This is a genomic window from Mycobacterium sp. (assembly GCF_965277065.1).
Lineage (GTDB): Bacteria > Actinomycetota > Actinomycetes > Mycobacteriales > Mycobacteriaceae > Mycobacterium.
In genome coordinates this window covers 254,835-278,260 of sequence record NZ_CBDIBT010000019.1, presented here as the reverse complement: position 1 = coordinate 278,260, position 23,426 = coordinate 254,835, and the positions used below count along the sequence as shown (strand labels likewise).

Below are 23,426 nucleotides of genomic sequence, written 5' to 3'. Positions count from 1 at the left end.
TGTCTAGCTGAGCCCGTTCTCGATCAGGTCGCGCGCGCGATCCAGCATCGACGCGAACGGTCCAACGGCGAAGTTCAGCAGCGGCGATTCCACGCCGGCATGCGGGCGGGTCGGTGCGATGGCCTCAGCCGCGTGCACCGCAACGGTCAGCCGCTTGGATTCGGCGTCGCTGAGTTGCTCCTGCAGCTTCGGAAACTCGTACTTCTCTTCGTGTGAGGCGTGGTCGAGTACCGCATCACGCAGCTTGGTCAGCTCTTCGATGAATTCGTCTGACGTGATGTCGATCTTTTCGATGCCGGACAACAGCTGTTTGGCGTCATGCTCCTCCTCGAGACGGGCATCGACGATCGAGTCGAAGGCCTCTACCTCGCGGCGCGCCCGGGGATGCACCACCATCTCCTCGGCGGTCTCATGTACCGCCAGCAGCTGCCGCAGCTGCACGAACGGTGTCTCGCGCGCCTTCGGATCTGACGCGTGCAGGACCTGGTCGAACATGTCCTCGATCAGGTTGTGCTGCGCCTTGAGGAACTGGATCACGTCGTCGGGCGACGCGATGATCATCTCGGACATGCGGTACGCCCTTCGCTCCTTGACGGACTCCGGCCGTTGACCGGTTGAGGTGGGCGTACCCCGGCGGAGTGCGGTTAAACGCCGTATTACTGGCGCTACTCTGCATTCGGCACTGCGTCGAGAAGGAGGAGCGGCCGATCTGGCTCTTCGGATCGCGACGTCGCCGACCGCGCCGGCATCGACCTCAACGATCTGACATCGCCCCGGCTGACCGACGTCCAGCGTCAGATCCTGGAGTTCACCGAGGTCAGGGCCGTCGAGAGCAGCTGCACCAGCCGGGCGGTGTTCGCCGTCGACGGCGCATCGGATTGCGTCTGAAACCCGAAGGAAAGCAATGACATTCCCACTCAGTCGCCCGCTCCGCCGGCACTGCAACAAACTCTGCCGGTGGCGCAGTACGACCCGAGCCAGGACTACTGGAGCGGGCGGGGAGCGCAGGCGGAGCGCCTGGCGCGGGCGGCGGAGGCTGAGCCTCAATAGTCGTGGCGAGCCAGTGAACCGTCGCCGTCGCGGTCCGGGCCGTCGACCGACACCACCGCCGGGACCACCTCACTGGTGACCAGACCATGCTCGGCGGTCAGTTCGTCGATGATGCCAAAGCTGCGTGCGACCGACTCCGGGGAGTCGATGATGACGGTGACCACGGGCATCCGTCGCGTCAGCTGAAAGAGCTTGTCGCCGTGCGGCTTGTGATCGCCGTGAAATCCCCAGATGCCACGCAGCACGGTTGCGCCGCGTGCCGTTCCGGATTCCAGCAGCCGGCGCACCAGCGCGCGATGGATCGGCACGCCGCCATGCGTGGTGGCCTCGCTGGTGTGCACCATCACCTTCTGCCATAGCGGCCGGCCCTGCTCATCGGTGTCGGGCAGCGTGGGTGGGCGGTCGAACAGCTCGCCGCCGCGTTTGCACAGCCGCACGCGTTCGACGGTCAGCAACGCACGCGGCGCGATGCCGCTGAGTTCAGCGACCGCCGCTGACACCTGCGCCGGCGTCCCGACCGCGATGATCATCAGCGGGACGTTGACGTTGCGGCTGAAGAAGGCGGCCCGGTAGCGCTCGCCGTGTGCGGTGCCGTCGACGCCGAGAAACACTGCGCCGCCCGAGAATCCCTCTCGATGCAGTAGCTCACACACCCCTCGGTGTGCCGGCAGGCCGGCGACGCGCTCTTGGCGTCCGATGTAGACCGTCAGCTTGGCCGCGTCGTCGGCGCCGACCGTAACGTCAACGCCACTGACGAGGCGTGCGCGTTCGAGTGTCACCAGACCGCGACCGGTCATCGCGATCACGTCGTCAACCAAACCGCCGATCTTCGATTCCACGTCGACCGCAGCGATCGCCACCGGCGGATCCTCCGACAGGCTCAACGATTCGTCGGTGCGCAACACGTGCCGCGGTCCGAAACTCGCGATGCCGCGCAGCATCACGCTGGTCGCGATTCCCCGGGTGTCGAACAGGTCCAGCAACGCTTCGGCCAGAAACCTGGGCCGCCCGCCGTCACCGACGGTGCGCTGGCGCTCGCCGAAATAGGTCGTGAGCTTGAGGCCAGGCTGGTTCACAGCAGACCGCCGATCCATTGGCCGAACAACGCCGCCCCGATGCCCAGCACGACGCTGGCGACGATATTGGCGACGGCATTGCGGACCTGCCGCTCCTCGCTGAGTCGCTGCGTCTCCAGCATCCAGGTGGAGAACGTGGTGTACGAACCGACGAACGCGGTGCCCGCCACCAGCGCGGCGTAGCGATTCAACGCCAGCGCGCCGAGGAACCCGAGCAGGGTGGCGCCGCTGATGTTGACCGCCAGCGTTCCGAACGGCAGGCCCGACTTCGCCACTCGCCGGCCGACCGCGCCGTCCACCAGAAAGCGCAGCACCGCGCCAACGCCGCCGGCAAGCACCACCGCGATCCACACCATGGTCAGCGCACCGCCACCCGACGCACCATGGCCGTGGCCAGATGGACCGCGAGCAACCCCAAAACGATGCTGGCGCAAGTGTATTCAGCGGCCAGACCGTAGTGGTGATGCTCGATCATCCTCAGCGTCTCGACCTGCATGGTGGAGAACGTGGTCAGACCTCCGCACAGCCCCGTTCCCAGCAGCGGCCGGCGATAACTCGACAACGGCAGCCGCTCCAGCAGTCGCGTCGTGAAATAACCGGCCATGAAGGCGCCGACGATGTTGACGGTGAATGTCGGCCACGGCCAGCGACCCGGGTCGGAGGCCACCAGGGTGCTCAGGCCGGTGCGCGCCAGGGTGCCTAGCGCCCCTCCGGCGAACACCGCGGCCAACTCCCGGTAGTCGCGCGGCGACGCGGAGCTTGCCACTCGTCGAAATCCCTTCGGTTGCAGGGAGTGCCTCGGCAGCTTATTCGGCACAATTGACGACATGGTGGCCAACCCACGTGCCGGTCAGCCGGCCCAGCCCGAAGACCTCGTCGACCTGCCTCACTTGGTCACCGCGTATTACTCCATCGAACCCGATCCCGACGACGTCGCCCAGCAGGTGGTGTTCGGCACCTCGGGTCATCGCGGCTCGGCGCTGAACGGCGCATTCAACGAGGCGCACATCCTGGCGATCACCCAGGCGATCGTCGAGTACCGGGCGGCCCACGGCGCCACCGGTCCGTTGTTCATCGGCCGTGACACGCACGGGCTTTCCGAGCCGGCGTGGGTATCGGCGCTGGAGGTGCTCGCCGCCAACGACGTTGTCGCGATGATCGACTCGGCCGACCGCTACACGCCCACTCCGGCGATCAGCCACGCGATCCTCACCTACAACCGGGGCCGCAGCGACGGATTGGCCGACGGGATCGTGGTGACGCCGTCGCACAACCCGCCCTTTGACGGCGGATTCAAGTACAACCCGCCCAACGGTGGTCCGGCCGACACCGATGCGACCAACGCAATCGCCAAGCGCGCCAACGAGATTCTGCGTAGTGGCGAGGCGGTGAAGCGGGTGCCGCTGGCGCGTGCGCTCAAGGTCGCGCAGCGCCACGACTACATGGATGCCTATGTCGCCGATCTGCCGAACGTGGTGGACATCGACATCATCCGCAAGGCCGGGATCAGGATCGGCGCCGATCCGCTGGGCGGGGCCAGCGTCGACTACTGGGCCGCGATCGGGGAGCGGCACCGGCTGAACCTGTCCGTGGTCAACCCGTTGGTCGACGGGACGTGGCGGTTCATGACGCTCGACCACGACGGCAAGATCCGGATGGACTGCAGCTCACCGGACGCGATGGCCTCGCTCATCGCCAACCGGGACCTTTATCAGATCGCCACCGGCAACGACGCCGACTCCGACCGGCACGGAATCGTCACCCCCGATGCCGGTCTGATGAACCCGAACCACTATCTGGCGGCGGCCATCGACTACCTCTACACCCATCGCCCGTCCTGGCCCGCCGGCATTGCCGTCGGCAAGACCGCGGTGAGCTCGTCGATCATCGACCGCGCGGTCGACGGCATCGGACGCAAACTTGTCGAGGTGCCGGTCGGATTCAAGTGGTTCGTCGACGGCCTGATCGGCGGCACCATCGGGTTCGGAGGCGAAGAGTCGGCGGGGGCCTCGTTCCTGCGCCGCGACGGATCGGTGTGGACCACCGATAAGGACGGCATCATCCTCGCGCTGCTGGCCAGCGAGATCCTCGCCGTCACCGGGGGCACGCCGTCGCAGCGCTATCACGAGCTGACCGAGAAATACGGTGCGCCCACCTACGCACGGCTCGACGCGCCCGCGAATCGCGACCAGAAGGCCCGGCTGGCCAAGCTGTCTGCGGACCAGGTCAGCGCCACCGATCTGGCCGGAGAAGAGATCACCGCGAAGCTGACGACGGCGCCTGGCAACGGCGCACCGCTTGGTGGTTTGAAGGTGACGACGGCCAACGCATGGTTCGCCGCGCGGCCGTCGGGCACCGAAGATGTCTACAAGATCTACGCTGAGTCATTTCGTGGTCCAGATCACTTATCCGACGTCCAGAGAGCTGCGCAACACGTTGTGGATAAAGTCATTGGGTGATCCTCGTCGCCCCACGCGCCCGCTTGACTGCGTGGCGCACTGACAAGACGAGCCTGCCGCGCGAGGCGTGGGTGCTGATCGGGGCGAACGTAGTGGCCGCGCTCGGCTACGGCGTGGTGTCGCCGGTGCTGCCGGTCTATGCGCGCACCTTCGGGGTCAGCATGGACGCGGTGACGTTCGCGATCACCTTGTTCTCGGTGATGCGCCTGTTCTTCGCGCCACCGAGCGGGCTGCTGGTGCAGCGGCTGGGGGAGCGGCCGGTCTACGTGTCGGGTCTGCTGATCGTGTCGGTATCGACCGGCCTGTCCGCATTCGTGCAGACCTACTGGGAATTGTTGGTATTCCGGGCAATTGGCGGCATCGGTTCGACGATGTTCTTCATCTCGGCGCTGGGCCTGATGATCCGGATCAGCCCACCCGACGCACGTGGCCGGGCCGCCGGCCTGTTTGCCACCTCATTCCTGGTCGGCATGGTCGGCGGCCCGCTCGTCGGCAGTCTCACAGCAGGATTCGGTCTCCGGGCCCCGTTCCTCATCTACGGGGTGGCCATGCTGCTGACCGCGGGCGTGGTCTTCTACAGCCTGCGGCGGTCCACGTTGAGTGCGCCCGCCGAGAAGGCTCACACGGAAGTGACCATGCGTGCCGCACTTGCGCATCGGGCGTATCGCGCGGCGCTGGTGTCGAACTTCGCCACCGGATGGTCGGTGTTCGGCGTGCGGATGGCGGTTGTGCCGCTGTTCATCTCGGACGTGCTGAGCCGCGGGCCACGCATGACGGGTCTGGTCCTGGCGGTGTTCGCGATCGGCAACCTGATCGTGGTGATGCCCAGCGGCTATCTGTCGGACCGGATCGGCCGGCGCTCGCTGCTGATCAGCGGACTGTTGGCGTGTGGGGTGGCGACGATCGGGCTCGGTGTCTCCACGTCGCTGCCGGTCTTTCTCACCGCGGCATGCGTCGCGGGTGCGGCGTCGGGGGTGTACACGTCACCGCAGCAGGCGGCGATCGCTGACATCCTGGGTAACTCGGCCCGCGCCGGCACCCCGGTCGCGGCGTTTCAGATGATGGCCGACTTCGGCGCGATCGTCGGGGCGCTGGTAGTGGCTCAGATCGCGGAGCATTTCAGCTTCGCGTGGGGCTTCACGGTCAGCGGAGTCATCATGCTGGCCGCCGCCGTGGTCTGGGTGTTCGCGCCCGAGACCGGTACGACGCACGCCCTACCAGCGTTGGATGACGCAGTCTGATCAGCGACTTTGATGGCTGGCAGGCCGTGGTGTAACTTCGACAAGCACATCTTGGGGCTATGGCGCAGTTGGTAGCGCACCACACTGGCAGTGTGGGGGTCAGGGGTTCGAATCCCCTTAGCTCCACCCTTAGCTGCACCTTTTCTCCACCAGGGAAAAACTCGGTTTGTACGTTTGCCGAAGCTGTTTGCTCAGACGCCGCAAACGCCCCCTGCCCGCTCATGACCTAGAGACTCCGTCGTTTCGCCGCGATCGAAGGCACTGGGATCGAAGGGAGCGGGCGGCGGCCACAACGGTACATCGAGGCCAATGACACGGTAGGGCGTTGCGTCCCGACCACCGAGGTGCAAACCTGATCGCACCGCATGCGGCGCTCCACCGGTCTTGCAGAGGAAATATGGTTCTCAGCCGCCATCGCCGCTACACCGTTTCCATTCCGCGGCACTCGGCGGTCCCTTCACCAACAGCTCGAGATATCGCACTCAGTGATTTCTGCATGGACATACCTTTCGGTTTAGGTGTGAACCTGGGTCCAGGTCCGGACCTGCTCGATCTGCGGTCGCGTATGCGGTGGCATCCGCCAGCGGCCGGCGTCCGCACGGTGAGCTTTGCCGACGGCTTACTGATCCTAAGAAGAAGAGCCGCTAAGGCTCTGCCCGCGCCGCCGAAGAAGCCGGTGACCCGTACTCAGCGGTCCGCTGGAGTTTTGACCAAAGTCGTGACTCCGTTCCTGCCGGGCAGTGAGTTCATCCACAATCTCGCCGAAGTGGCAGCAGACGCCGTTATCGACGCTGTTGGCGAGCGTTATGAACAAGCCCATCCCGAGCGAGAGGAGGCTTGGCTGCGAAGCAAGGCCGACTGGCAGCGTGGTTTCGCAGACCAGGTGAGTCAGCATCCCGACATTCACGCCCTGCCGAGAGTGGACATCGTCGACGTTTCCATCGTGCCGTTCATGGTGTTCGGTCTCAGCGTTCGGTCGGTCAGCCGAGACGGAGAGAACAGAGCGTACACGTTCCGGACGAATGCTCCAGCCCGACAGGCAACGGCTCAAGCCGGATCCTGGTTCCGCGGCCGGCTCGATCGCGAATTGCTGTGGCTATCGGGCGCTCGCGACCCCGACGGGAGCAAATCATCCGACGTCGTCCGCGATCTGCGTGAACTACTCCCCGCGTATTCACACGTTCCAGAGTGCGTGACGCTGCTCGACGAGCGTCTTCCCCAATGGCGTGGCGCGCTCTAGCGTCAAGCTTCCGCCCGCGCGATCGCACGCACCTACGATGCGGGTCGCCTTGGCGCGAGCGGTCCAACGACCTGCGTCGTAACCGTCGCACGCGCTGCTGCGGTTTTCGACCGACGATGTCCTTACCGGTTTGTGGTAGTCACGGGATCCTGATGACCTGCCCGGGAACGATCAGGTTGGGATTGGTGATCTGCGGGTTGGCCGCTTCCAGCGCATCTAAAGTGACGCCGAAAAACTGCCCGGCGATGCCGCTGAGAGTGTCACCCGGTTGGACCGTGTAGACGACCGTGTTCGCGGGGATCCTGACGACTTGTCCCGGCAAGATCAGATCGGGATTGGTGATCTGCGGGTTGGCTGCTTCCAGCGCGCCCAGCGTGATCCCGAATCGGCCGGCGATGCCGCTGAGGGTGTCACCTGGCACGACGACATAGACCGTGGTTGCGATGTTCGCGAATGGGACCAGGGTGGCCACCGACATGTGTGGCCAGGTGAGTGTGGCGAAGTTGAGCGACACGTTTTGGCTGTACTGAATCTGTGTGTAGGTCACGGTGATCGATTGCTTGTCGGTGATTGCCGATGCTGAGGTCACCGTGAACGTCGGTGCCGGCGCGCCGGCGGGGACGACCGGTGACACGTTCTGCGATCCACCGGCGTTGAGGGGACCGATCTCGATTTGGGCTTGCACGATCTCGATCCAAAACATCGCCGACATCCGGTGCGCGTCCGCGTTTGGAGCCGCGGCGTCACCGACAAGAAAGTCGATGTTGTCCGTGCCGCCACCCGGTATCGCGGGCTGTTGGGTGTCGATTGTGAGTACGTCAGTGAACAAAATGGTCACACCCGCAATGTGATCGTTCAGTAGGCTGTTCGGATTGTCGAGCAGCTCTTGGGTGATCGCCGGAACGCTGGACAGATCCTGGGGTATCCGCGCAGTTCCGGTATTGGTAACTGTCTGGCTGTCAAAGGGAAAAGGGTCCCCGCTGGCGGTGGAAAAGGGTGTAATCGCGCTCTGCCCACTCGCGACTAATGGGATCTGCTGCTCGGCCGGTGCCGATCCGCCGCTGGCCGGTCCGCCCGCGATCGACGCGATGGTGCCCTGCGCGTTGATGGTGGTGCCGTGCGGGATCGACGCCATCCGCGCCACCGTGGTGATCGGCTGGGCGGGATCGGTTGTGGGAGGGACGATTACCCAGATTCCCGGTTCCAGATGAATCGGGGTGGTCTTCAGCGGATCTGTGACGTCGCTGATCGACTGCAGGTAAGGGACGCCGTTCAGAAAGATGTCGGCCTGCTCCCTGCCCCGGTTCGGGACACTGCCCAGCGGTTCCATGAAAGACAACAACTCAGTGGTCAGGTTCAACTCGAGGATGTTGTCGCTGTCCGGTTGCGGAACGGGGAGATCGGTTGGTGTCGTTGGGTTCTGCGGACGAAATATTGTGTTGAAGCCGCGACCCGTGAACTTGTCGGTGAATGCCGCGAGTGGGCCCAGTGGCGGGGGCGGCTGCGTCTCGGCCAACGGTGCGATACCGGGTTCGACCGGAACCTCGTTGATGGTGAAGCGGTCCGGTATCTCTGTAGCGGTTTTGAGGTGTGTTGCGGGAAGGGCGACCATGATGTCTTTCCTATCGGCGATGAGACCTGGCATCGCCATGCTCGCTGTTGGCCGCGTCGGCGGCACGAGTAGTGCACTACCCGATTACAAATCCCCATGACCTTTTCGCCCCGGGGCTCGCACTCATAACAACGGCAATCGGTATGCGCCGGGCAGATCCCCACCAACGCCGATGGGCGGTCGGTCCGGTCAAAACTGAACCGGCGGTCAGCCAGAGTTGTACGCTGAGCGAGTGCTCAGCATCGCGGATAACAGCAAGCGCGCGGCAGATTCTCGGTGACGAACTCAGCCGATTTCCTGCACGCGATGGCGACCACCAAAGACCACGAAAATAGGGATGATGCAATGACATCGGACGTCGTGACGCACGCTTCGTCGGACCATCAGCCGAATTTGGCCCGGCCCTGGGCCGCGCATCGACGGCGGACGTACCTACTCTTCACGGCGTTCACCGGCATCGCTTTCGTGCTCGCCGTCGCGGTAGTGGGCTTTCGCGGCCGCAACTGCATCGGCTTGAAACGGAGGTCGCTGGTGCCCAATCACCTCCACCACGTCGTCATGTGCAGCCACTCGGCGGACACGTTCATCAAGTTCCTCACCGATGTCGTCGGTATGGACGTGCAGAGCCAATTCGCCCTTCCCGGTGAGGTTCTCGAAACAACGCTGGGATGGCCGCCGTCTGACGGTGCGACCCTGACAATGCTCGGAAGCGGCGATGCCGGACTCATCGAGGTGCTCGACGTTCCCGAGAAGCTGCGGGACACGGCACCCGAGGGACTGACCGCGCTTTCCTTCATGGCCGACGATTACCACTCCACGCAGGACAAAGCCCGCGCAATGGCCGGCGACGTCACGGTCTTGTTCGACGACGTGCCGGGGATTGACCTCTTCATTTGCACGACGGGTGGTGTGTGAATGGAATTCATGAGCAACTATGACGCCGACAGTCGCCCGCCCGCCACCGTGGCCGACGACGGTCAGTAGCGCTGCGGCGCTGGGCGTTGCAGCGTTGGATGGTGGTAGCCGCATAGAATTCGGCCCGCGTTCACTTTGACAACCGTGTATCAAAACCCGTCGCGGGTAGCCGCTTAGCAGTGTTAGGGAATGGACATTAAAGGGGAGATTTACATGAAGATGCGACTGCTTGGGCTGCCTGCCTGCTTCGCCGCGCTCATCGCTATCGCCGCCCCCGCGCAGGCCGACACGGGCGGCGACGCGGCCTTTGTGGCTGGGCTCAACAGCGCGGGCATCAGCTATAAAAGCGGACCTGACGCCGTCGGGATCGGCCGGAGGGCATGCGATCTGATGGACCAGGGCCACGCACAAGCCGACATCGTCAAAGCCATGATTGACCAGAACCCAGGCTTCACGACCGCCGGCGCCACCAAGTTCGTGGAGGTCGCGGAGAACAAACTATGCCCCCAACATAATGGGGGAGCGGTAGCGCCACCCGCTGCTTCCAGCCCGGCGGCGCAACCGCACCCGGCACCCAGTCCGGGTGGATCTAATGCCAACAGCGCCACCACCTACGACCCGGGTACCGCAGGGGCCAGTGGTGGTGGAGCTCCAGCTGGAGGTGGGGGATAAGCTTCCCCACCTCATGAGGTCGATCGCCGTCAGGCTAGATCTCAATCCGCGAACCCATGACCACGGTGCGATCGGGAGGTAGACCGAAGTAGGTGGCGGCGTCGGCGGTGATGTGGGATGTCGCGATGAACAGGTGCTTGCGCCATTGCGCCATGTTCTTTGCTGCGCCCATGGTCAATTCGAGGTCGGACAGAAAATACGAAGCGCCGTCGACGTCGATCTTGCCCTCAGTCTGCGACGGGTCCAACAGGCGAAGCACGCCGCGAACATCGGGCGCTTCCATGTACCCGAAATGCGCGGTGAGATGGACGATTCCGTCATCGCCGTAGCCGAGGTCGTCGATTTCGGTTCGCTCGGATTCGGGCACGCGGGGGACGGGCAGGGTGTCGATCGCCATGATGATCACGTGTTCATGGAGCACGTGATTGTGCTCGCAGTTGGCCCGCATCGCCAAGGGCGTGGTCTCTTTTCCGCGATTGAGGAAAACCGCCGTGCCCTTGGTGCGCACCAAGGGCGGCTGAGCGTGGGCCAGCCGGTCGACGAACGGACGAAGCGGTCCCTCAGCTTGCGTCCGCGCTCGGGTGACGATGTCCTGTCCCCGTTGCCACGTGGACAGCACGGTGAACGCAACCACGGCGATGAGCAGCGGCAGCCACGCCCCGTGGACCAGTTTCGTCAAGTTCGCCGCCAGGAACAACAGGTCCACCGTCAACAGCAACCCGGCGCCGATCACGATGAGCCACAGCGGTGTATGCCACCTCTTGCGGGCGGTGTAGAAGAACAGCAGTGTGGTGATGCTGATCGTTCCGGTTACCGCCATACCGTAGGCGTAGGCCAGCGCCGCCGAACTGCGGAAGGCGAACACCAGGATGAGCACCGCGACCATCAGTAGACCGTTGATCCACGGCACATAGATCTGGCCCACCGTCGATTCCGAGGTGTGCGTTATCCGCAGTCTCGGCAGATAGCTCAGGTGAGCGGCCGCCGATGCCACCGAATAGGCCCCGGTGATCACTGCCTGAGATGCGATAACCGTTGCGGCGGTTGCCAATAGCACCATGGGCAGCTGCGCCCAATGCGGGGTGAGCAGAAAGAACGGGGCGCTGGCCTTGGATTCGTCGCCGAGCACCAACGCGCCTTGGCCGAGGTAGCTGAGAGTGCAGGCCGGCAGCACGACGAATAGCCAGCCCCGGGTGATGGCCTTTCGACCGAAATGGCCCATGTCGGCGTAGAGCGCCTCCGCGCCGGTGACCGCGAGCACGACGGCGGCGAGCGCGAAGAACGCGATCCTGGCGTGCCCGACCACGAACGTCGCCGCGTAGGTCGGCGACAGCGCCTTGAGGATCTGCGGGTGGCCGAGGATGCCCTTCACGCCGCAGGCGCCGATCGAGACGAACCAGACGATCATCACCGGACCAAACAACCGACCGACGGCGTTCGTCCCGTAGCGCTGAACCGCAAACAGCATCAAACTGATCACCGCGGTGATCGGGACGACCCACTCCGCGAGCGATGGTTCGACCACCTTGAGGCCCTCGACCGCCGACATCATCGACATCGCGGGGGTGATCATGCTGTCGCCGAAGAACAGCGCCGCACCGAAGATGCCCAGCCCTGCCAGCACCGCGATGGTCCGGCGTCCGCCTTGTCCGCCGAAACGCCGCAGCAGCGTGATCAGCGCCATGATCCCACCCTCGCCGTCGTTGTCGGCGTGCATCACCAAAGTGACGTAGGTCAGCGTGACGATGGTCATCACCGACCAGAAGAGCAGTGACACGACGCCGTAGACGTTGTCGATGTTGAGCGGCACCGGGTGCGGGTCGGTGGGGTTGAAGACCGTCGCCAGCGTGTAGATCGGACTGGTTCCGATGTCGCCGAACACGACGCCGAGCGCGCCGATCATGACGCCCAGGCGCACGGCACCGGTGCGGCCGACCGTGCGAAGCGGTGCCACAGGTTCTGTAGTTATCTGCACGGTGAGCTCCTCGTTCAGCCGCACCGTGTCGTCGGGTGATTGGTTGCGGGTAGCGGCGTAGCGGATCGATCGTAAGCTGGCCGCGACCCTCCGCGCCGAGCCACAACTCCAGCGTTCACCTGTTGGTCAACGCGAGCACATCCTCCGGTGCGTTCCGTCAGAAGAACGGCAGGATATGGGCGCAACCGCATCCATACGACATCGAGGCGCGGAGCCCCACCGAACGAAGGCGACTACTGATGACATCGACCACCTCCCTGTGGCTGTTCCCTCTGATTTCCTTCGCGGGCGTGCTGCAGGCAATGGGTGCGCCGATGAACAACGCACTACGGGTTTCGCTGGTGAACCCGTGGCTGGCCACACTGGTGTCGTTCGCCCTCATCGTGGCCGTGTTCGTGATCATCGCAGCCGTTTTCGTGCGGCCACTGCCGACCGCGGCGGATCTCCAGGGCATGCCATGGTGGGCGCCGCTCGGCGGCATCATCGGCTCCCTCGCCGTAGTAGCCGGCCTGCTGTTCGTCGGCACGATCGGCGCCGGCACCTACGCCGCCCTAACGGTGAGCGCAAACCTGTTGATGTCGTTGGCGATTGATCATTTCGGGTGGCTGCGCGTTGCGCCGCACCCGATCACCCCGGTGCGTGCGATCGGGGCGGTTGTCCTGGTGATCGGCGTTGTTCTCATCACCCAGAACTGACCTCAACGCGGTGCGTTCAATCGGTGGGCTGCCCGAGGTGCTCGACCTTGGTGACGAAGGGTGACGTCATCGCCCGCACGAGTGCGCCGTAGCCGACGCCGAAGTCGATCTCGTCGCCGACCGCGACCGGGTGATCGCCGAGGTCGACGATCAGGTGGTCGCTGCTCATCCCGAGGATCCTGATGCCCTCGGGTGGCTGCAAACCGTCCGGGTCCACGTCTTGGCGGCCGAGGGCCAGGATTGCTTGGTGCACGATCTTGCTCCCCGAGCGGGCCGGCGCCTCGCCGAAGGCCGACTGCGCGCGATCTCCCCAAGGCTGAGCTGGTTTCATGGCGACTTCGATGACCTCGGCGCTCAAGGTGAAGGCGTCGGTGTGCAGGCCTGGGAGCGGGTTCCGGTACAGCGGATCGACACCGAGAAGGATGGCCTCGCCGAGTCGCAGTTCGTCGATCCGGCCGACATCGTGGGTGTGCAGGGCCCAATTCAGGTTCGCCGAATTACCGCCGGAGACGATGCCGAAGGAGATTCCGTGCAGCGCCTCGATCTTGTCCACCAGCCCGGTGAGGACGCCCATGTTGTGGTCGTCGGGAATGATGCCGTTCTGGCACGCAAGGTTGGCGCCGAGACCGACGAGCCGGAGGCCGGAGTGACCCAGGACGGCCTGCACAGCCTGGGGGACGTCATCGAGCGCGATACCCTCCCGTAGGTCACCCAGCTCGACCATGAGCACGACGGCATGGGTCCGCTTTTGCTGCACCGCAACCTGATTGAGCGCCGCCAGCACGACGGCCGCGGTGTTCAGGCTGACGTCGGCGATGTCGACGACGCGCGCCACCTGGCTGAGCATGGGTGAGCGGATCAACGTGCGTAACGGTGAGCCGTCCAGGCCGGTCAGCCGAGCCAGGTTCGATACCCGGGAATCGCCGAGGCCGCAGGCACCGCCGCGCAGCATGGCCGCGCCGACTCCCGGCGAACCCAGCACGGCCTTGGTGATCCCGATGACCCGGATGCCCGTCACTGCAAGCCGGTCGACCAGGATTCGCGTGTTCTGCTCGAGCTTGCCGAGATCGGCCTCGAGCCGAGGCGTCACACCGGGGTGGGCTGGTCGGCCACCGCCGCGAGCGCGGGGAAGGCAGTCAGCACCATCTCGATCAGATCCGACGCGGGGCGCGTCAGCGGGTCGGTGACCGGGAGACCGAGCTGCGAATGATGCTCGGCGATCGAGTCGTTCAGCTCCTCTTCGGTCATCTCCTCGTGGTTGATCGTGACCCCGATGACGCGGGTCTCGACGAACGCCTCGATCAACGCGATCTCGCTGGCCGCGGTCGGCATGGCCACCATCGGGAAGTCGCCGAGCACCCTGCGTTTCGGCGCGTGCTGCACGATGACGCCCGCCGGGCGGCTGCCACGCAGGATGTGCGCCGATGTGATGTACGCGGGGTGGCTGAGCGCGCCCTGGCCCTCGACCACGATCACGTCAGGGTCCTCACCCTCGAACGCGGCGACGACCTGGTGCTCGACCTCGCCCGAACAGAATTGGGGGACAAGCGCATCCAGCGCGACGCCGTACTTGCCGCCCTGGATCAAGGTGGTCTGACCGGTACCGACCATGACCGCTTTGATGCCGTGCGCGTTCAGTGCCTGGACCAGCAAGGTGGCGGTGGTGCGCTTCCCGATCGCGCCGTCCGTACCCAGGATCGCGATCCTGGGACAGGTGACGTCGAAGATCCGGCCGGAGAACAGGTGCAGATCGCGCTTGTCCTTGGGTCGGCGAACATCGGTGATGGTGACGCCGGCGATCACGGCCGCCGCCACGAATTCGGCGTCGTCGTTGAGGAACTCGTGCAAGCCATTGATGATGTGCATCCCGCGGGCGATGCCATCGAGCAATACGACCCGCTGCGCGTTCGACAGCAGACCGTCGGCGGGCGCCAACCCACAGATCAGATAGTCAGGTACGCGGCCGGCGTGCGAGATGGATTCGGCCAGCGATGCCAGGACGGGGATGCCGTTGGCGGTGCCGTCGAGAAGTTTCCCCGCATCGGCTCCGGCCCGAAAGCTGTCGATGACGCTGAGGATCTCGTATTTTTCCGAGTGTCGGACCAGGCCGTTAGCGGTCTTGCCGTCCTGCTCGCCGAACTGGCCCTCGCAGTAGACGATGGCGGCGGAGCCAGTAGGCAAGTCGAAGGGAGCTGCCGGATCGCTCCGTTTGGACGCGCTGACAAAAGGGGTACCACCGACGAGCGAAGACATAAAATCCTCTGAGAAGTCCCAGAAGGCGACGGGATCGTGGCGGGCTGGTGTGCCCAACGTTCAACGAGTCATCCCTGAGCGCCGGCAAGGTTACCGGCGTGTTAACTGTACCCGATCAGCCTGGGTCTCCTGCCTTCGCGACCGAGAGCGTCAATAAGTCTGCCGGGTCATGCACTGCACCGGATCATCCATCACCACTGCATGAAGCAGTCTCGCGAAGCTGATCCACGTCTCGGGCTCGCTCAGCGCTCCATCCACATCGTGGAGCGACGCGCCCGGGGCACCGGATTCGACGCGCGCCCAACCTTCTTCGTCGGCAACGGGTTGCGTGAAGGCGATGAGTACGTCCTCTCCGTTGGCCCAGGACGCCCACCCTGCGACCGGCGCGCTGTTGACTTCGGCGACGAACGTCGGCTGATGGGGGTCCTCCCACACGTCGTACACGAAGGAGGTCGCGGTCTCCCCGTCCCAGTCGAACTGAATCTCAAAAGGAAAAGCGGTCTCGTCGGGGTCGGCCTCGTAGTCGAAGATCAACGTGAACCGACCGGGCTCGATTTCTGAGATGGGCTGGTTACGGGTATCCGTCACGTCTCATCACCTTCGGTCGAGCGAAAACTGCAGGAAGGACGTAAGTCGCGGATCGCTGGAGGCGAAAAGCTCTGCGACTAGACCGACTTGGATACGTCTGATTCTAGCCGCCCGCAGCGTGGTACTGCGGCCGATGCGCCCGCCGCGCTACAAACGGTAGATTCGCTTCGCGTTCGCGGCGAAGAGCTTGTCGCGGTCCTCGGCACCGACTCCCGATGTCACGGCCGAGTAGGCGGTGTACAGCTCGTCCAGCGAGCCATGCATCCCGTCGACTGGAAAATTGCTCGCGAACAGGCAGCGGTCGACGCCGAATGCGCCAATGGCGTGCTCGAGCCATGGCGCCATGACGTCGACGGCCATCGAGCCCAGTGGCATGGCAAGGCCGGACAGCTTGCACAGCACGTTGTTGCCAAGGGTCGCAAGGGCATTCATACCCTCCGTCCACAGCGCACGTTCCTCGTGGGAGTCGTTGCGCGGCCAGCCGGTGTGTTCGATGACCACGACCAGATCACCGAAGTGCTCGAGTCCCGCGGCAGTTGCCAGAAGCTGATCGGGGTGAGTCATCACTTCGAACACCAGATCGCGCTCTTGCAGGGCGCCGAGCACGTCGGCCGCCGGGAGGGGCTCTTCGAGGGCTCCCATCGGACGGACCCCGCGAAAGCGGGGCGCTGCCATCTGCGCGTCGAGAGCGGCCACCGCTTCGAGCACCGAGTCCGTCGGTGGTAGCCCGCCGATGATGGCATCGGGGTGGGCGTCGGCCTCCGCTCGTCGGTCCAGCTCGAGGGTCTCGTCGATCGAGTAGCTGCCGGTGGCGGCCGCCACATTGACGAGTTGTTCGACGTTCCAGCCGACGGACTCGGTCAGATAGGTGGGCACGTCGAAGCGGCGCGACATCCCCGATACGTCGCCCATGTTCAACTCGTCGCCGCTCGTCGACAGGTAGGGATACCAATCGACGCGGGCCGGGTCCCATAGATGTACGTGAGCATCGACGATGCGAGCGGGCTTGACGATCACCTCGGCCTCACCACCTCTCGGAGGGTGTCGTCGAACCACGGGGGGACCGCGGGCCCTCCGAAGCTGATACTTCCGATCGGTCGTGGGTGGCTGCGCAGCCCGAACCATCCTGCGCCGGTAGCTAATTCGGCCCCGGAGAGGCCGTCCACGGCTGGGCTGCAGGCCAGGTGAGCGGCCAGCTCGGCGGGGATGTCCTCGGATTCGGCGCTGATGGCGAAGGAAGCGACCAGATCGGCGGTGGCAGTTCGGGCGCCCCGGGCGAGCTGCGCTGAGGCCTGGGCGCGACTTCGACCCCCGGCAGTGCTGGCCTCGGTGATCGTCACCACGCGGACGGGTCGCTGCTTGCTCTCGGCGAATACGGCTGCCGCTCTTGACCATTGGGCGTCGACGTAAATGTCGTCGACGAGGCCGTCGTGCTCGGCAAGGATGCGCTCCCAGCTCGACGTCGCACCGCTCGTGGGAGAACGACCCGATAAAGCGATCACGATGGAGTCCAGCTCGTCCAGGTCGGCCAGTGCCGCGGGATCGTCGATCGAATGGGGCGTCACACCCCTTGCCTTCACGGCGGCGGTCACGGCCGCCGCGACGTCGGGCCGGTTGGCGACGACCGCGCAGGAACCCGCTGCGGTCGAGAGGTTCTCGGTCGGCGCCACGTCGAAGATCGATCCGAGGCGGACGTTGCTACCGCCCCCACTGACCTGATGGGCCTCAGCGGCGACGAGGGCGACGGAGGTCGCGATCTCGAACAGATGGGGCAGCGAAGGAACGTCGTCGCTGCGCACCACTTCGATGAGCCGGGGCTCCTCGATGACCGCGACCTCGGACCCGCCCGCGAAGAGCACCTGACCCTGGCATTCGGTGAAGGTGTCGTCTACCAGATGAGCACCCAACGGCCCCAAGTGTTCTGGTGCAGGCATGGAGCCCAGTGACAATCCGCCGGTAGCCGAGGCGCTGGCTTGCGCGCTGCCGAGTGCTGCAGCGACCATGCGGGTGGCGGCGATCGGCGAGATCGCGTTCACCACCACGCCCGCGGGTGCGTGTCGACCCAGCTGCCAGGTGAGTGCGGCCACCGCGCGCTTGGCGCATCCGTAGGCGCCCCCGTCGGCCGGACGCCAACCAGACCCGGAGGTGACGCCAAGGATGTGACCCCGCCCCGCCGCCGCCATCAACGGCAGGGCGGCGCCCAAGACGTTGCGATAGCCGTCGAGGTGCACCGACAGCACACTGAGCCAATCGTCGTCGCTGCCTCTGGTGAAGCTGGTGGGCCGGCTGATACCCGCGACGTTGACCACGGCGTCGAGCCCGCCGAACTCGTCGGCCAGCTCTACAAACAGTTGCCGGATTGCGGGCTCATCGGTGACCGACGCTGCCGAGGCCCGGGCCGCACCGCCGGCCGCGACGATGCGGTCGGCGGTAGTTTCGGTGGGCTGGGGAAGATGTTCGGAGCCATCGACGGAGACCAGCGGGTCGACGGTGACGACGAAAGCGCCGGTACGGCCGAGCGATTCGGCGATCGCTGCGCCGATACCACCGCCGCCGCCGGTGACGACGACTACCCGCCGCCGATCGCTCATGTCACCTCCAGGCCGTCGAGTTGAGCCGCTGAGAGCCAGTTTTCGAGCAGATCGCGGTAGGCGAAGAAGTCGCCGAATCCTGGACCGAAGTTGGTGTTCTGCGCTTTGATGCCGCCGGGGTCGCCCTCGTTGTTGAGTCGCGACGGCGTGCAGGCCGACATGACGGCGCTCGGGTCGACGTGCGTCTCGATGATCTGTCGAATCCAGTCGGCCTCCGCGTCGGCGCTCACGTCGAACATCTGGTGTCCCTGCTTTTCGAGCTGTGACACTGTGCCGGCGATGAATTCGGCGCCCAGCACCGCGAGTTGGGTGTAGTTGACGGTCACGACTGATTGTTGACCCGGAGCCGGCATGACGAACATGTTCGGAAAACCGCGGCTCATCAACCCGAACAGCGAGGCGGCGCCGTCGGACCACTTCTCGGCCAACGAGATGCCGGCGCGACCGACGATGTCATGGCCGACACGGCGCTGCAGCGGCGTGACTTCGGCCTCGAAACCGGTGCCGTAGATGATGCAGTCGACCTCGTACTGATGGCCGTCGACCACCGGCCCTTGTTCGGTGATTTCCTCGATGCCGGTAGGGCAGTCGACGAGAGTGACGTTGGGACGGTTGAACGCGTCGAAGTACTCGTCGTGGAAACATGGCCGCTTGCAGAGATAGCGGTAATACGGCTTGAGGGCGGCCGCGGTATCGGGGTCGGTAATCAGCTCATCGATCCGTGTCCGGTGTTCTTCCATGATCCCGAAGTCGATCTCCTCGGCGATCCTGGTGAACTCCTCGACAGTCATGCCTTTACGCCGCGGCGGATTCTGCACCGCGGCGTAATGGCGCGTCCAGCCATCATCGGTGAGGTCGGTGTCGACTTCGCGCCCCAACATGACCGATTGAAAGTTATTCATCCGAGCCTTCTGCCAACCGGGCTCCAAGCCTTCGGCAAACGAGGGATCGGTGGGCCGGTTACCCCGTAGGCCGATCGCCGACGGCGTGCGCTGGAAGACGTAAACGTGCTCGGCCGCATCGGCGAGCGGTGGCAGGCACTGCAGCCCGCTTGCACCCACCCCGACCAACGCGACGGCTTTGTCGGCGAGCTCGGTGAGCGGTTCGCCCGGGCCGCCCCCGGTGTAGCCGTAATCCCATCGCGCCGTGTGGAATGCGCGACCGGTGAACCCGTCCATTCCGGGGATCGCCGGCAACTTCATCAGATTGAGGATTCCGACCGCCAGTACGTAGTAGCGGCAGGACAGCCTGTCACCTCGGTCGGTGTGAACCGTCCACCGGTGTGTGTCGTCATCCCACGTCGTCTGAGTGACCGAGGTGTGGAAGAGGGCGTCGGAGACCAGGTCGAAACGCTCCGCAACGGACTGCAGGTGCTGTCGGATCTCTTCGCCGAAGGCGTAACGGCGGGTGGGGATGTAGTCGAGTTCTTCGAGCATGGGGAGGTACTGGTAGGACTCGACGTCGCACATCACTCCCGGATAGCGGTTCCAGTACCAGGTACCTCCGATACCGCCGGCGGCATCGACGACCCGGATGCGTTCGACGCCGGCCCTGCGCAGATGGGCGCCGGCGAGGATCCCGGCGATGCCGCCGCCGACGATCACCACGTCGGGATCGTCGGTGATAGACGCTCGCTCGGCGACGGGGATGAAGGGATCCGCTCGGTATCCGGCGACATATTCGTCATGGGTCAGGTCACGGATGGCCGCCCGGCCCGGGACGAGGCGCTTGTCGCGTTCAGCGAGGTACTTGGCGCGGACGGCTTCGGGATCAAATGCCACGGCTCTCCCATTTCGTCAGCACCATGCTGATGTTACAAAGTTTATGCCAGATGTAAACCGTTCAGGGCCGCGCTCGATGCGATGCGGCGGCGCGCTCTTGTCAGTCGATGAGTGCGCCGCGGGTCGCCGTGCCGAACTGTTCCCGGGTCGACATCGACGATGCCGCTGTGTTGTCGCCGGTAGCGGACCTTGTCGGCAAGAAGTTAACGGTGTAAATATTGAAGTCGATCGCCGCCACGTTGACGTGGTGCCGGCAGAACGGATCGGTGTGGACATCGAGATCAAAGCCGTGGGGCAGCGCTAGTGCGGTCCTTCTCGGCGGTGTTCCATGTCGAGGCCCCGGCCCGCAGGGTCTGGCGAGTGTTGCATCCGCCGGTCCCACCCGACGCGTCATCGCCTCGGATCCTTGAATATCCCGGCGGCAGCATGGAAATTCTCGCCGAAGGCGATGAGGCAGGCCAGGGGCTGGTTCGGACCTGTGTCTTCGGTGTTCCCGGCTACCTGATGTCCGGTGGCAAAGCGCGGTCCTGGGAGGTCGTCACCGAGGCCGAAGTCAACAAGCTGTCCCGTTACGTCGCCATCGGCAAGCCGCTGTGGTCACGCGCGGAGGGATACCACCAACTCGACGAACAGCAGGACGGGACAACGCTTGTCACGTTCCACGAGACGTATCACGCCTACAATCCCATCCTGCGGGCCCTCTTCGAGGGGCGGGTGCACGCGAAGATCTCCGCTGACAACACTGCGATCTACGAGCACGCACTCAGGTATGCCGGTGCGACGAAGAGGGTGTCATGAGCTACGACGTGATCATTCGCGGCGGGACAGTCGTCGACGGCTCGGGTTCGCCTGCGCGCACCGCAGATATCGGTGTGCGGGACGGACTCATCGTTGAGGTGGGCCGGATAGACGGCTCTGCGCGCCGGACCATCGATGCCGACGGTCTCACCGTGACACCGGGATTCGTCGACGTACACACGCACTTCGACGGCCAGGCCACCTGGGATCCGCACCTGACGCCGTCGTGCTGGCACGGCGTCACCACCGCGATCATGGGTAACTGCGGGATCGGCTTCGCGCCGGTTCGCCCCGACCGGCACGACTGGCTCATCGAGCTGATGGAGGGCGTGGAGGACATCCCCGGCAGCGCGTTGGCCGAGGGAATCACCTGGGAGTGGGAATCTTTCGGCGAGTATCTCGACGCGCTGGAGAGAATGCCGCGCGCCGTCGACGTCGGCACCCAGTTACCGCAGGCCGCACTGCGGGCCTACGTGATGGGTGATCGCGCGCTCGACGCCCCGACCGCCGACGACCTCGCCGCCATGAGCCAGGCGGTCACGGACGGCCTACGTGCGGGCGCTCTTGGCATGTCGTTCGGTCGCACGGCGGGACATCGCAGCGCGAGCGGGCAGCCGGTGCCCGGAACATATTCGGACGAGGACGAGCTCGTTGCCTTGATGACGGCGATGGCCGAGGCGGGACGCGGTGTGCTCCAGGTGGTGCCGGCCGGCGTGGGCGGTGAAATAGGCGGCGACCAGAGACATTCCATCGATGCCGAGGTCGAGTGGATCAGCCGGCTCGGCGAGCAATTCCGGATACCGCTGACCTTCCTGGCCATGGTCAACGAGCAGGACCCGCACGACTGGCAACGCTGGTTCGGCGCCGTGCGTACGGCGAACGCCGCCGGCGCGAACGTACGACCACAAGTGGCCAGCCGCGCGTTCGGCATGTTGATGGGTCACCAGTCGCGGATGAACCCGTTCCGGCACCGCCCCAGTTACCGGTCGCTGATGGGTCTGCCGCTCGACCAGCGTGTGCGGGCGCTTCGCGACCCGCAGCTGAAGGCAAGGATTCTCGCGGAGACACCCGACCCGAGTGATGTGCCGTCGGCCGATCAACTCAACCGCCACATGTTCAAGCGGCTCTACCCGCTCGGAGAGCGACTCGACTACGAACCGTCGCCCGAGGACAGCATCGCGGCCATCGCCGAGCGAGAGCGCCGCGATCCATGGGAGGTCACCTACGACACTCTTCTCCATGCCGAAGGCAAAGAGTTCCTGCTGTTCCCGCTGCTGAACTACGCAGGCAACGACTACCACCACCTGCACGACATGATGTCGGACCCGTTGAGCCTGCAAGGCCTCGGTGATGGGGGAGCGCACTGCGGCATCGTCTGCGACGCCAGCATGACGACCTATCTGATGTCCTACTGGGTCCGTGACCGGGTCCGCGGCCCGCGGATACCGCTGGAGACGGCGGTGCATCGGCTCACCGGCGACCCGGCCGCGTTCTACGGCCTCGGCGACCGCGGTGTGCTGCAGCCTGGCCGGCGGGCCGACGTCAACCTCATCGACCTCGACAACCTCGGCCTGCACTACCCCGAGAAGGTGATGGATCTGCCCGCCGGCGCTGGACGGCTCATTCAGCGATCCGACGGCTACATCGAAACGCTGGTGCTCGGACAGACGATCGTCGCCGACGGCGAACTCACCGACAACCGGCCGGGCGGTCTGGTCCGCGGTCCGCGGCCCATGGCAGCGGCATAGCCAAAGACGGTGAACGACGGCAGTATTGCGTCCGAGACGCGGGTTAAGTCGCTGCGATACGGGGAGCTCGACCGCGGCCTCGTCGTCGCGGCCGCGGTGCGCCTGGCCGAACGCAGCGGCGTGCGTGCCGTCACCGTCCGGGCGTTGGCCACCGAACTGGGGCTGTCGACCACCGCGATGTACCGTTACGTCGACGGCAAAGCCGAACTACTGAATCTGATCGCCGAGGCCACGCTCGCTTCGGTCGAATTACCTAAATCTGGTCCGTGGCAACAGCGGATCCGCGTGGTCGCGAACAGTGCACGCGCGGCGATGCTGAAGATCGACGGCATCGCCGATGTCTTGCAGACGCAGCCCGCGAAAGGCGCGGCGCAACGAATCGACGCGCTGATGCAGCAACTCGTCGCCGATGCCGGGGTGCCACCGGGCCGGCGCGAGTCGGCCCGAATCCTGCTGATGATCTTCATCTTGGGTTCGGTGTCGTTCGAGCAGGCCCTCGCCGGCTTGCCGCATCAGCTGACCGAGTCGCCGGACGCTCGCTACACGCAGGGACTCGACATGCTGCTCGCCGGCCTCAGCGCGCGCAGCTGACCACGCTAGCGGCTATCGGCCTGCCAGGGTGTAGCGTTGGAGACGTTGGCACTCCCAGCCCATCCGGAACGGCTCAGTTTCTCACGCTGATCTGCTCGAGCATCCGCTCATGCCGGACACAACTTTTTTACCGCTCAGTCG

Annotated in this window: 22 protein-coding genes and 1 tRNA gene; 10 read left to right on the top strand and 13 right to left on the bottom strand. The window is 65.1% G+C overall.

Translation table 11 applies throughout. From position 1 onward, the window contains the following. Positions 1-3: 3 nt before the first annotated feature. The 4 genes from ACQY5A_RS18505 to crcB (ACQY5A_RS18490) all read right to left on the bottom strand — a co-directional run bounded on the left by ACQY5A_RS18505 (position 4) and on the right by crcB (ACQY5A_RS18490) (position 2,892). The gene (locus ACQY5A_RS18505; protein ID WP_428341798.1) at positions 4-570 is read right to left on the bottom strand and encodes a hemerythrin domain-containing protein; all 567 of its coding nucleotides are present in this window, start codon (positions 568-570) and stop codon (positions 4-6) included. Between the two features lie 473 nt (positions 571-1,043). Continuing rightward, the gene (locus tag ACQY5A_RS18500; RefSeq protein WP_428341797.1) at positions 1,044-2,126 is read right to left on the bottom strand and encodes a DUF190 domain-containing protein; all 1,083 of its coding nucleotides are present in this window, start codon (positions 2,124-2,126) and stop codon (positions 1,044-1,046) included. Then, the gene (gene crcB, locus ACQY5A_RS18495; RefSeq protein ID WP_428341796.1) at positions 2,123-2,482 is read right to left on the bottom strand and encodes a fluoride efflux transporter CrcB; all 360 of its coding nucleotides are present in this window, start codon (positions 2,480-2,482) and stop codon (positions 2,123-2,125) included. The genes ACQY5A_RS18500 and crcB (ACQY5A_RS18495) overlap by 4 nt, the downstream gene beginning before the upstream one ends. Positions 2,483-2,484: 2 nt before the next feature. Next, a complete protein-coding gene (gene crcB, locus ACQY5A_RS18490) occupies positions 2,485-2,892 on the bottom strand; it encodes a fluoride efflux transporter CrcB (RefSeq protein ID WP_428341795.1) in 408 nt (135 codons plus the stop codon). A gap of 61 nt (positions 2,893-2,953) precedes the next feature. On the opposite strand from crcB (ACQY5A_RS18490), the gene pgm reads away from it, so the two are divergent. The 4 genes from pgm (at position 2,954) to ACQY5A_RS18470 (ending at position 7,066) form a co-directional block, all read left to right on the top strand. Next, a complete protein-coding gene (gene pgm, locus ACQY5A_RS18485) occupies positions 2,954-4,585 on the top strand; it encodes a phosphoglucomutase (alpha-D-glucose-1,6-bisphosphate-dependent) (RefSeq protein ID WP_428341794.1) in 1,632 nt (543 codons plus the stop codon). Next, on the top strand, positions 4,582-5,826 hold the full coding sequence (locus tag ACQY5A_RS18480; protein ID WP_428341793.1) for an MFS transporter: 1,245 nt from the start codon (positions 4,582-4,584) through the stop codon (positions 5,824-5,826). Before pgm ends, ACQY5A_RS18480 begins: the two co-directional genes overlap by 4 nt. A 53-nt stretch (positions 5,827-5,879) precedes the next feature. Next, a tRNA-Ala gene (locus tag ACQY5A_RS18475) sits at positions 5,880-5,952 on the top strand. Between the two features lie 199 nt (positions 5,953-6,151). Continuing rightward, positions 6,152-7,066: a hypothetical protein gene (locus ACQY5A_RS18470; protein WP_428341792.1), complete on the top strand. Its 915-nt coding sequence runs from the start codon at positions 6,152-6,154 to the stop codon at positions 7,064-7,066. Between the two features lie 139 nt (positions 7,067-7,205). Here the strand turns inward: ACQY5A_RS18470 and ACQY5A_RS18465 are convergent, their stop codons facing one another. Further along, complete coding sequence (locus ACQY5A_RS18465) at positions 7,206-8,678, bottom strand: heme-binding protein (RefSeq protein ID WP_428341791.1); 1,473 nt, start codon at positions 8,676-8,678, stop codon at positions 7,206-7,208. Positions 8,679-8,954: 276 nt separating this feature from the next. Between ACQY5A_RS18465 and ACQY5A_RS18460 the strand changes: the two genes are divergently transcribed. Both ACQY5A_RS18460 and ACQY5A_RS18455 read left to right on the top strand, forming a co-directional pair. Next, complete coding sequence (locus ACQY5A_RS18460; RefSeq protein ID WP_428341790.1) at positions 8,955-9,593, top strand: VOC family protein; 639 nt, start codon at positions 8,955-8,957, stop codon at positions 9,591-9,593. 213 nt (positions 9,594-9,806) lie between these two features. Then, positions 9,807-10,265 carry a DUF732 domain-containing protein gene (locus ACQY5A_RS18455; protein ID WP_428341789.1) on the top strand — a complete coding sequence of 153 codons (459 nt, stop codon included), beginning with the start codon at positions 9,807-9,809 and terminating at the stop codon, positions 10,263-10,265. Between the two features lie 34 nt (positions 10,266-10,299). Here the strand turns inward: ACQY5A_RS18455 and ACQY5A_RS18450 are convergent, their stop codons facing one another. Beyond that, positions 10,300-12,168: a potassium transporter Kup gene (locus tag ACQY5A_RS18450; protein ID WP_428343228.1), complete on the bottom strand. Its 1,869-nt coding sequence runs from the start codon at positions 12,166-12,168 to the stop codon at positions 10,300-10,302. Positions 12,169-12,479: 311 nt separating this feature from the next. Here ACQY5A_RS18450 and ACQY5A_RS18445 point away from each other — a divergent pair, with 311 nt between their 5' ends. Continuing rightward, positions 12,480-12,935, top strand: coding sequence for a DMT family transporter (locus ACQY5A_RS18445; RefSeq protein ID WP_428341788.1), 456 nt, complete (start codon positions 12,480-12,482; stop codon positions 12,933-12,935). 16 nt (positions 12,936-12,951) lie between these two features. On the opposite strand, the gene ACQY5A_RS18440 is transcribed toward ACQY5A_RS18445, so the two are convergent. The 7 genes from ACQY5A_RS18440 to ACQY5A_RS18410 form a co-directional block, all read right to left on the bottom strand. Next, positions 12,952-14,025: an alanine/ornithine racemase family PLP-dependent enzyme gene (locus ACQY5A_RS18440; RefSeq protein WP_428341787.1), complete on the bottom strand. Its 1,074-nt coding sequence runs from the start codon at positions 14,023-14,025 to the stop codon at positions 12,952-12,954. Then, positions 14,022-15,116 carry a DUF1611 domain-containing protein gene (locus ACQY5A_RS18435; RefSeq protein WP_428341786.1) on the bottom strand — a complete coding sequence of 365 codons (1,095 nt, stop codon included), beginning with the start codon at positions 15,114-15,116 and terminating at the stop codon, positions 14,022-14,024. The genes ACQY5A_RS18440 and ACQY5A_RS18435 overlap by 4 nt, the downstream gene beginning before the upstream one ends. Positions 15,117-15,338: 222 nt before the next feature. Continuing rightward, positions 15,339-15,776 carry a hypothetical protein gene (locus ACQY5A_RS18430; RefSeq protein WP_428341785.1) on the bottom strand — a complete coding sequence of 146 codons (438 nt, stop codon included), beginning with the start codon at positions 15,774-15,776 and terminating at the stop codon, positions 15,339-15,341. Positions 15,777-15,923: 147 nt separating this feature from the next. After that, a complete protein-coding gene (locus ACQY5A_RS18425; RefSeq protein WP_428341784.1) occupies positions 15,924-16,793 on the bottom strand; it encodes an amidohydrolase family protein in 870 nt (289 codons plus the stop codon). Further along, complete coding sequence (locus tag ACQY5A_RS18420; RefSeq protein ID WP_428341783.1) at positions 16,790-18,367, bottom strand: SDR family NAD(P)-dependent oxidoreductase; 1,578 nt, start codon at positions 18,365-18,367, stop codon at positions 16,790-16,792. Before ACQY5A_RS18420 ends, ACQY5A_RS18425 begins: the two co-directional genes overlap by 4 nt. Next, positions 18,364-20,148: a flavin-containing monooxygenase gene (locus ACQY5A_RS18415; RefSeq protein ID WP_428341782.1), complete on the bottom strand. Its 1,785-nt coding sequence runs from the start codon at positions 20,146-20,148 to the stop codon at positions 18,364-18,366. Before ACQY5A_RS18415 ends, ACQY5A_RS18420 begins: the two co-directional genes overlap by 4 nt. Positions 20,149-20,248: 100 nt before the next feature. Next, complete coding sequence (locus ACQY5A_RS18410) at positions 20,249-20,386, bottom strand: hypothetical protein (protein ID WP_428341781.1); 138 nt, start codon at positions 20,384-20,386, stop codon at positions 20,249-20,251. A 65-nt stretch (positions 20,387-20,451) separates the two neighbouring features. On the opposite strand from ACQY5A_RS18410, the gene ACQY5A_RS18405 reads away from it, so the two are divergent. The 3 genes from ACQY5A_RS18405 to ACQY5A_RS18395 are packed head-to-tail and all read left to right on the top strand — an operon-like array spanning position 20,452 to position 23,285. Beyond that, a complete protein-coding gene (locus ACQY5A_RS18405; RefSeq protein ID WP_428341780.1) occupies positions 20,452-20,946 on the top strand; it encodes an SRPBCC family protein in 495 nt (164 codons plus the stop codon). Continuing rightward, positions 20,943-22,694 (top strand): N-acyl-D-amino-acid deacylase family protein, encoded by a 1,752-nt coding sequence (locus ACQY5A_RS18400; RefSeq protein ID WP_428341779.1) that lies wholly within the window; start codon positions 20,943-20,945, stop codon positions 22,692-22,694. The genes ACQY5A_RS18405 and ACQY5A_RS18400 overlap by 4 nt, the downstream gene beginning before the upstream one ends. Positions 22,695-22,703: 9 nt before the next feature. After that, complete coding sequence (locus ACQY5A_RS18395; RefSeq protein ID WP_428341777.1) at positions 22,704-23,285, top strand: TetR family transcriptional regulator; 582 nt, start codon at positions 22,704-22,706, stop codon at positions 23,283-23,285. Positions 23,286-23,426: the final 141 nt, after the last annotated feature.

Coding starts and splice junctions, on each gene's coding strand:
- ACQY5A_RS18505 (WP_428341798.1), bottom strand. CDS start 570: ATGTCCGAGATGATCATCGCGTCGCCCGACGACGTGATCCAGTTCCTC.
- crcB (WP_428341796.1), bottom strand. CDS start 2,482: ATGGTGTGGATCGCGGTGGTGCTTGCCGGCGGCGTTGGCGCGGTGCTG.
- pgm (WP_428341794.1), top strand. CDS start 2,954: ATGGTGGCCAACCCACGTGCCGGTCAGCCGGCCCAGCCCGAAGACCTC.
- ACQY5A_RS18465 (WP_428341791.1), bottom strand. CDS start 8,678: ATGGTCGCCCTTCCCGCAACACACCTCAAAACCGCTACAGAGATACCG.
- ACQY5A_RS18455 (WP_428341789.1), top strand. CDS start 9,807: ATGAAGATGCGACTGCTTGGGCTGCCTGCCTGCTTCGCCGCGCTCATC.
- ACQY5A_RS18450 (WP_428343228.1), bottom strand. CDS start 12,168: ATGATCGGCGCGCTCGGCGTCGTGTTCGGCGACATCGGAACCAGTCCG.
- ACQY5A_RS18445 (WP_428341788.1), top strand. CDS start 12,480: ATGACATCGACCACCTCCCTGTGGCTGTTCCCTCTGATTTCCTTCGCG.
- ACQY5A_RS18420 (WP_428341783.1), bottom strand. CDS start 18,367: ATGAGCGATCGGCGGCGGGTAGTCGTCGTCACCGGCGGCGGCGGTGGT.
- ACQY5A_RS18400 (WP_428341779.1), top strand. CDS start 20,943: ATGAGCTACGACGTGATCATTCGCGGCGGGACAGTCGTCGACGGCTCG.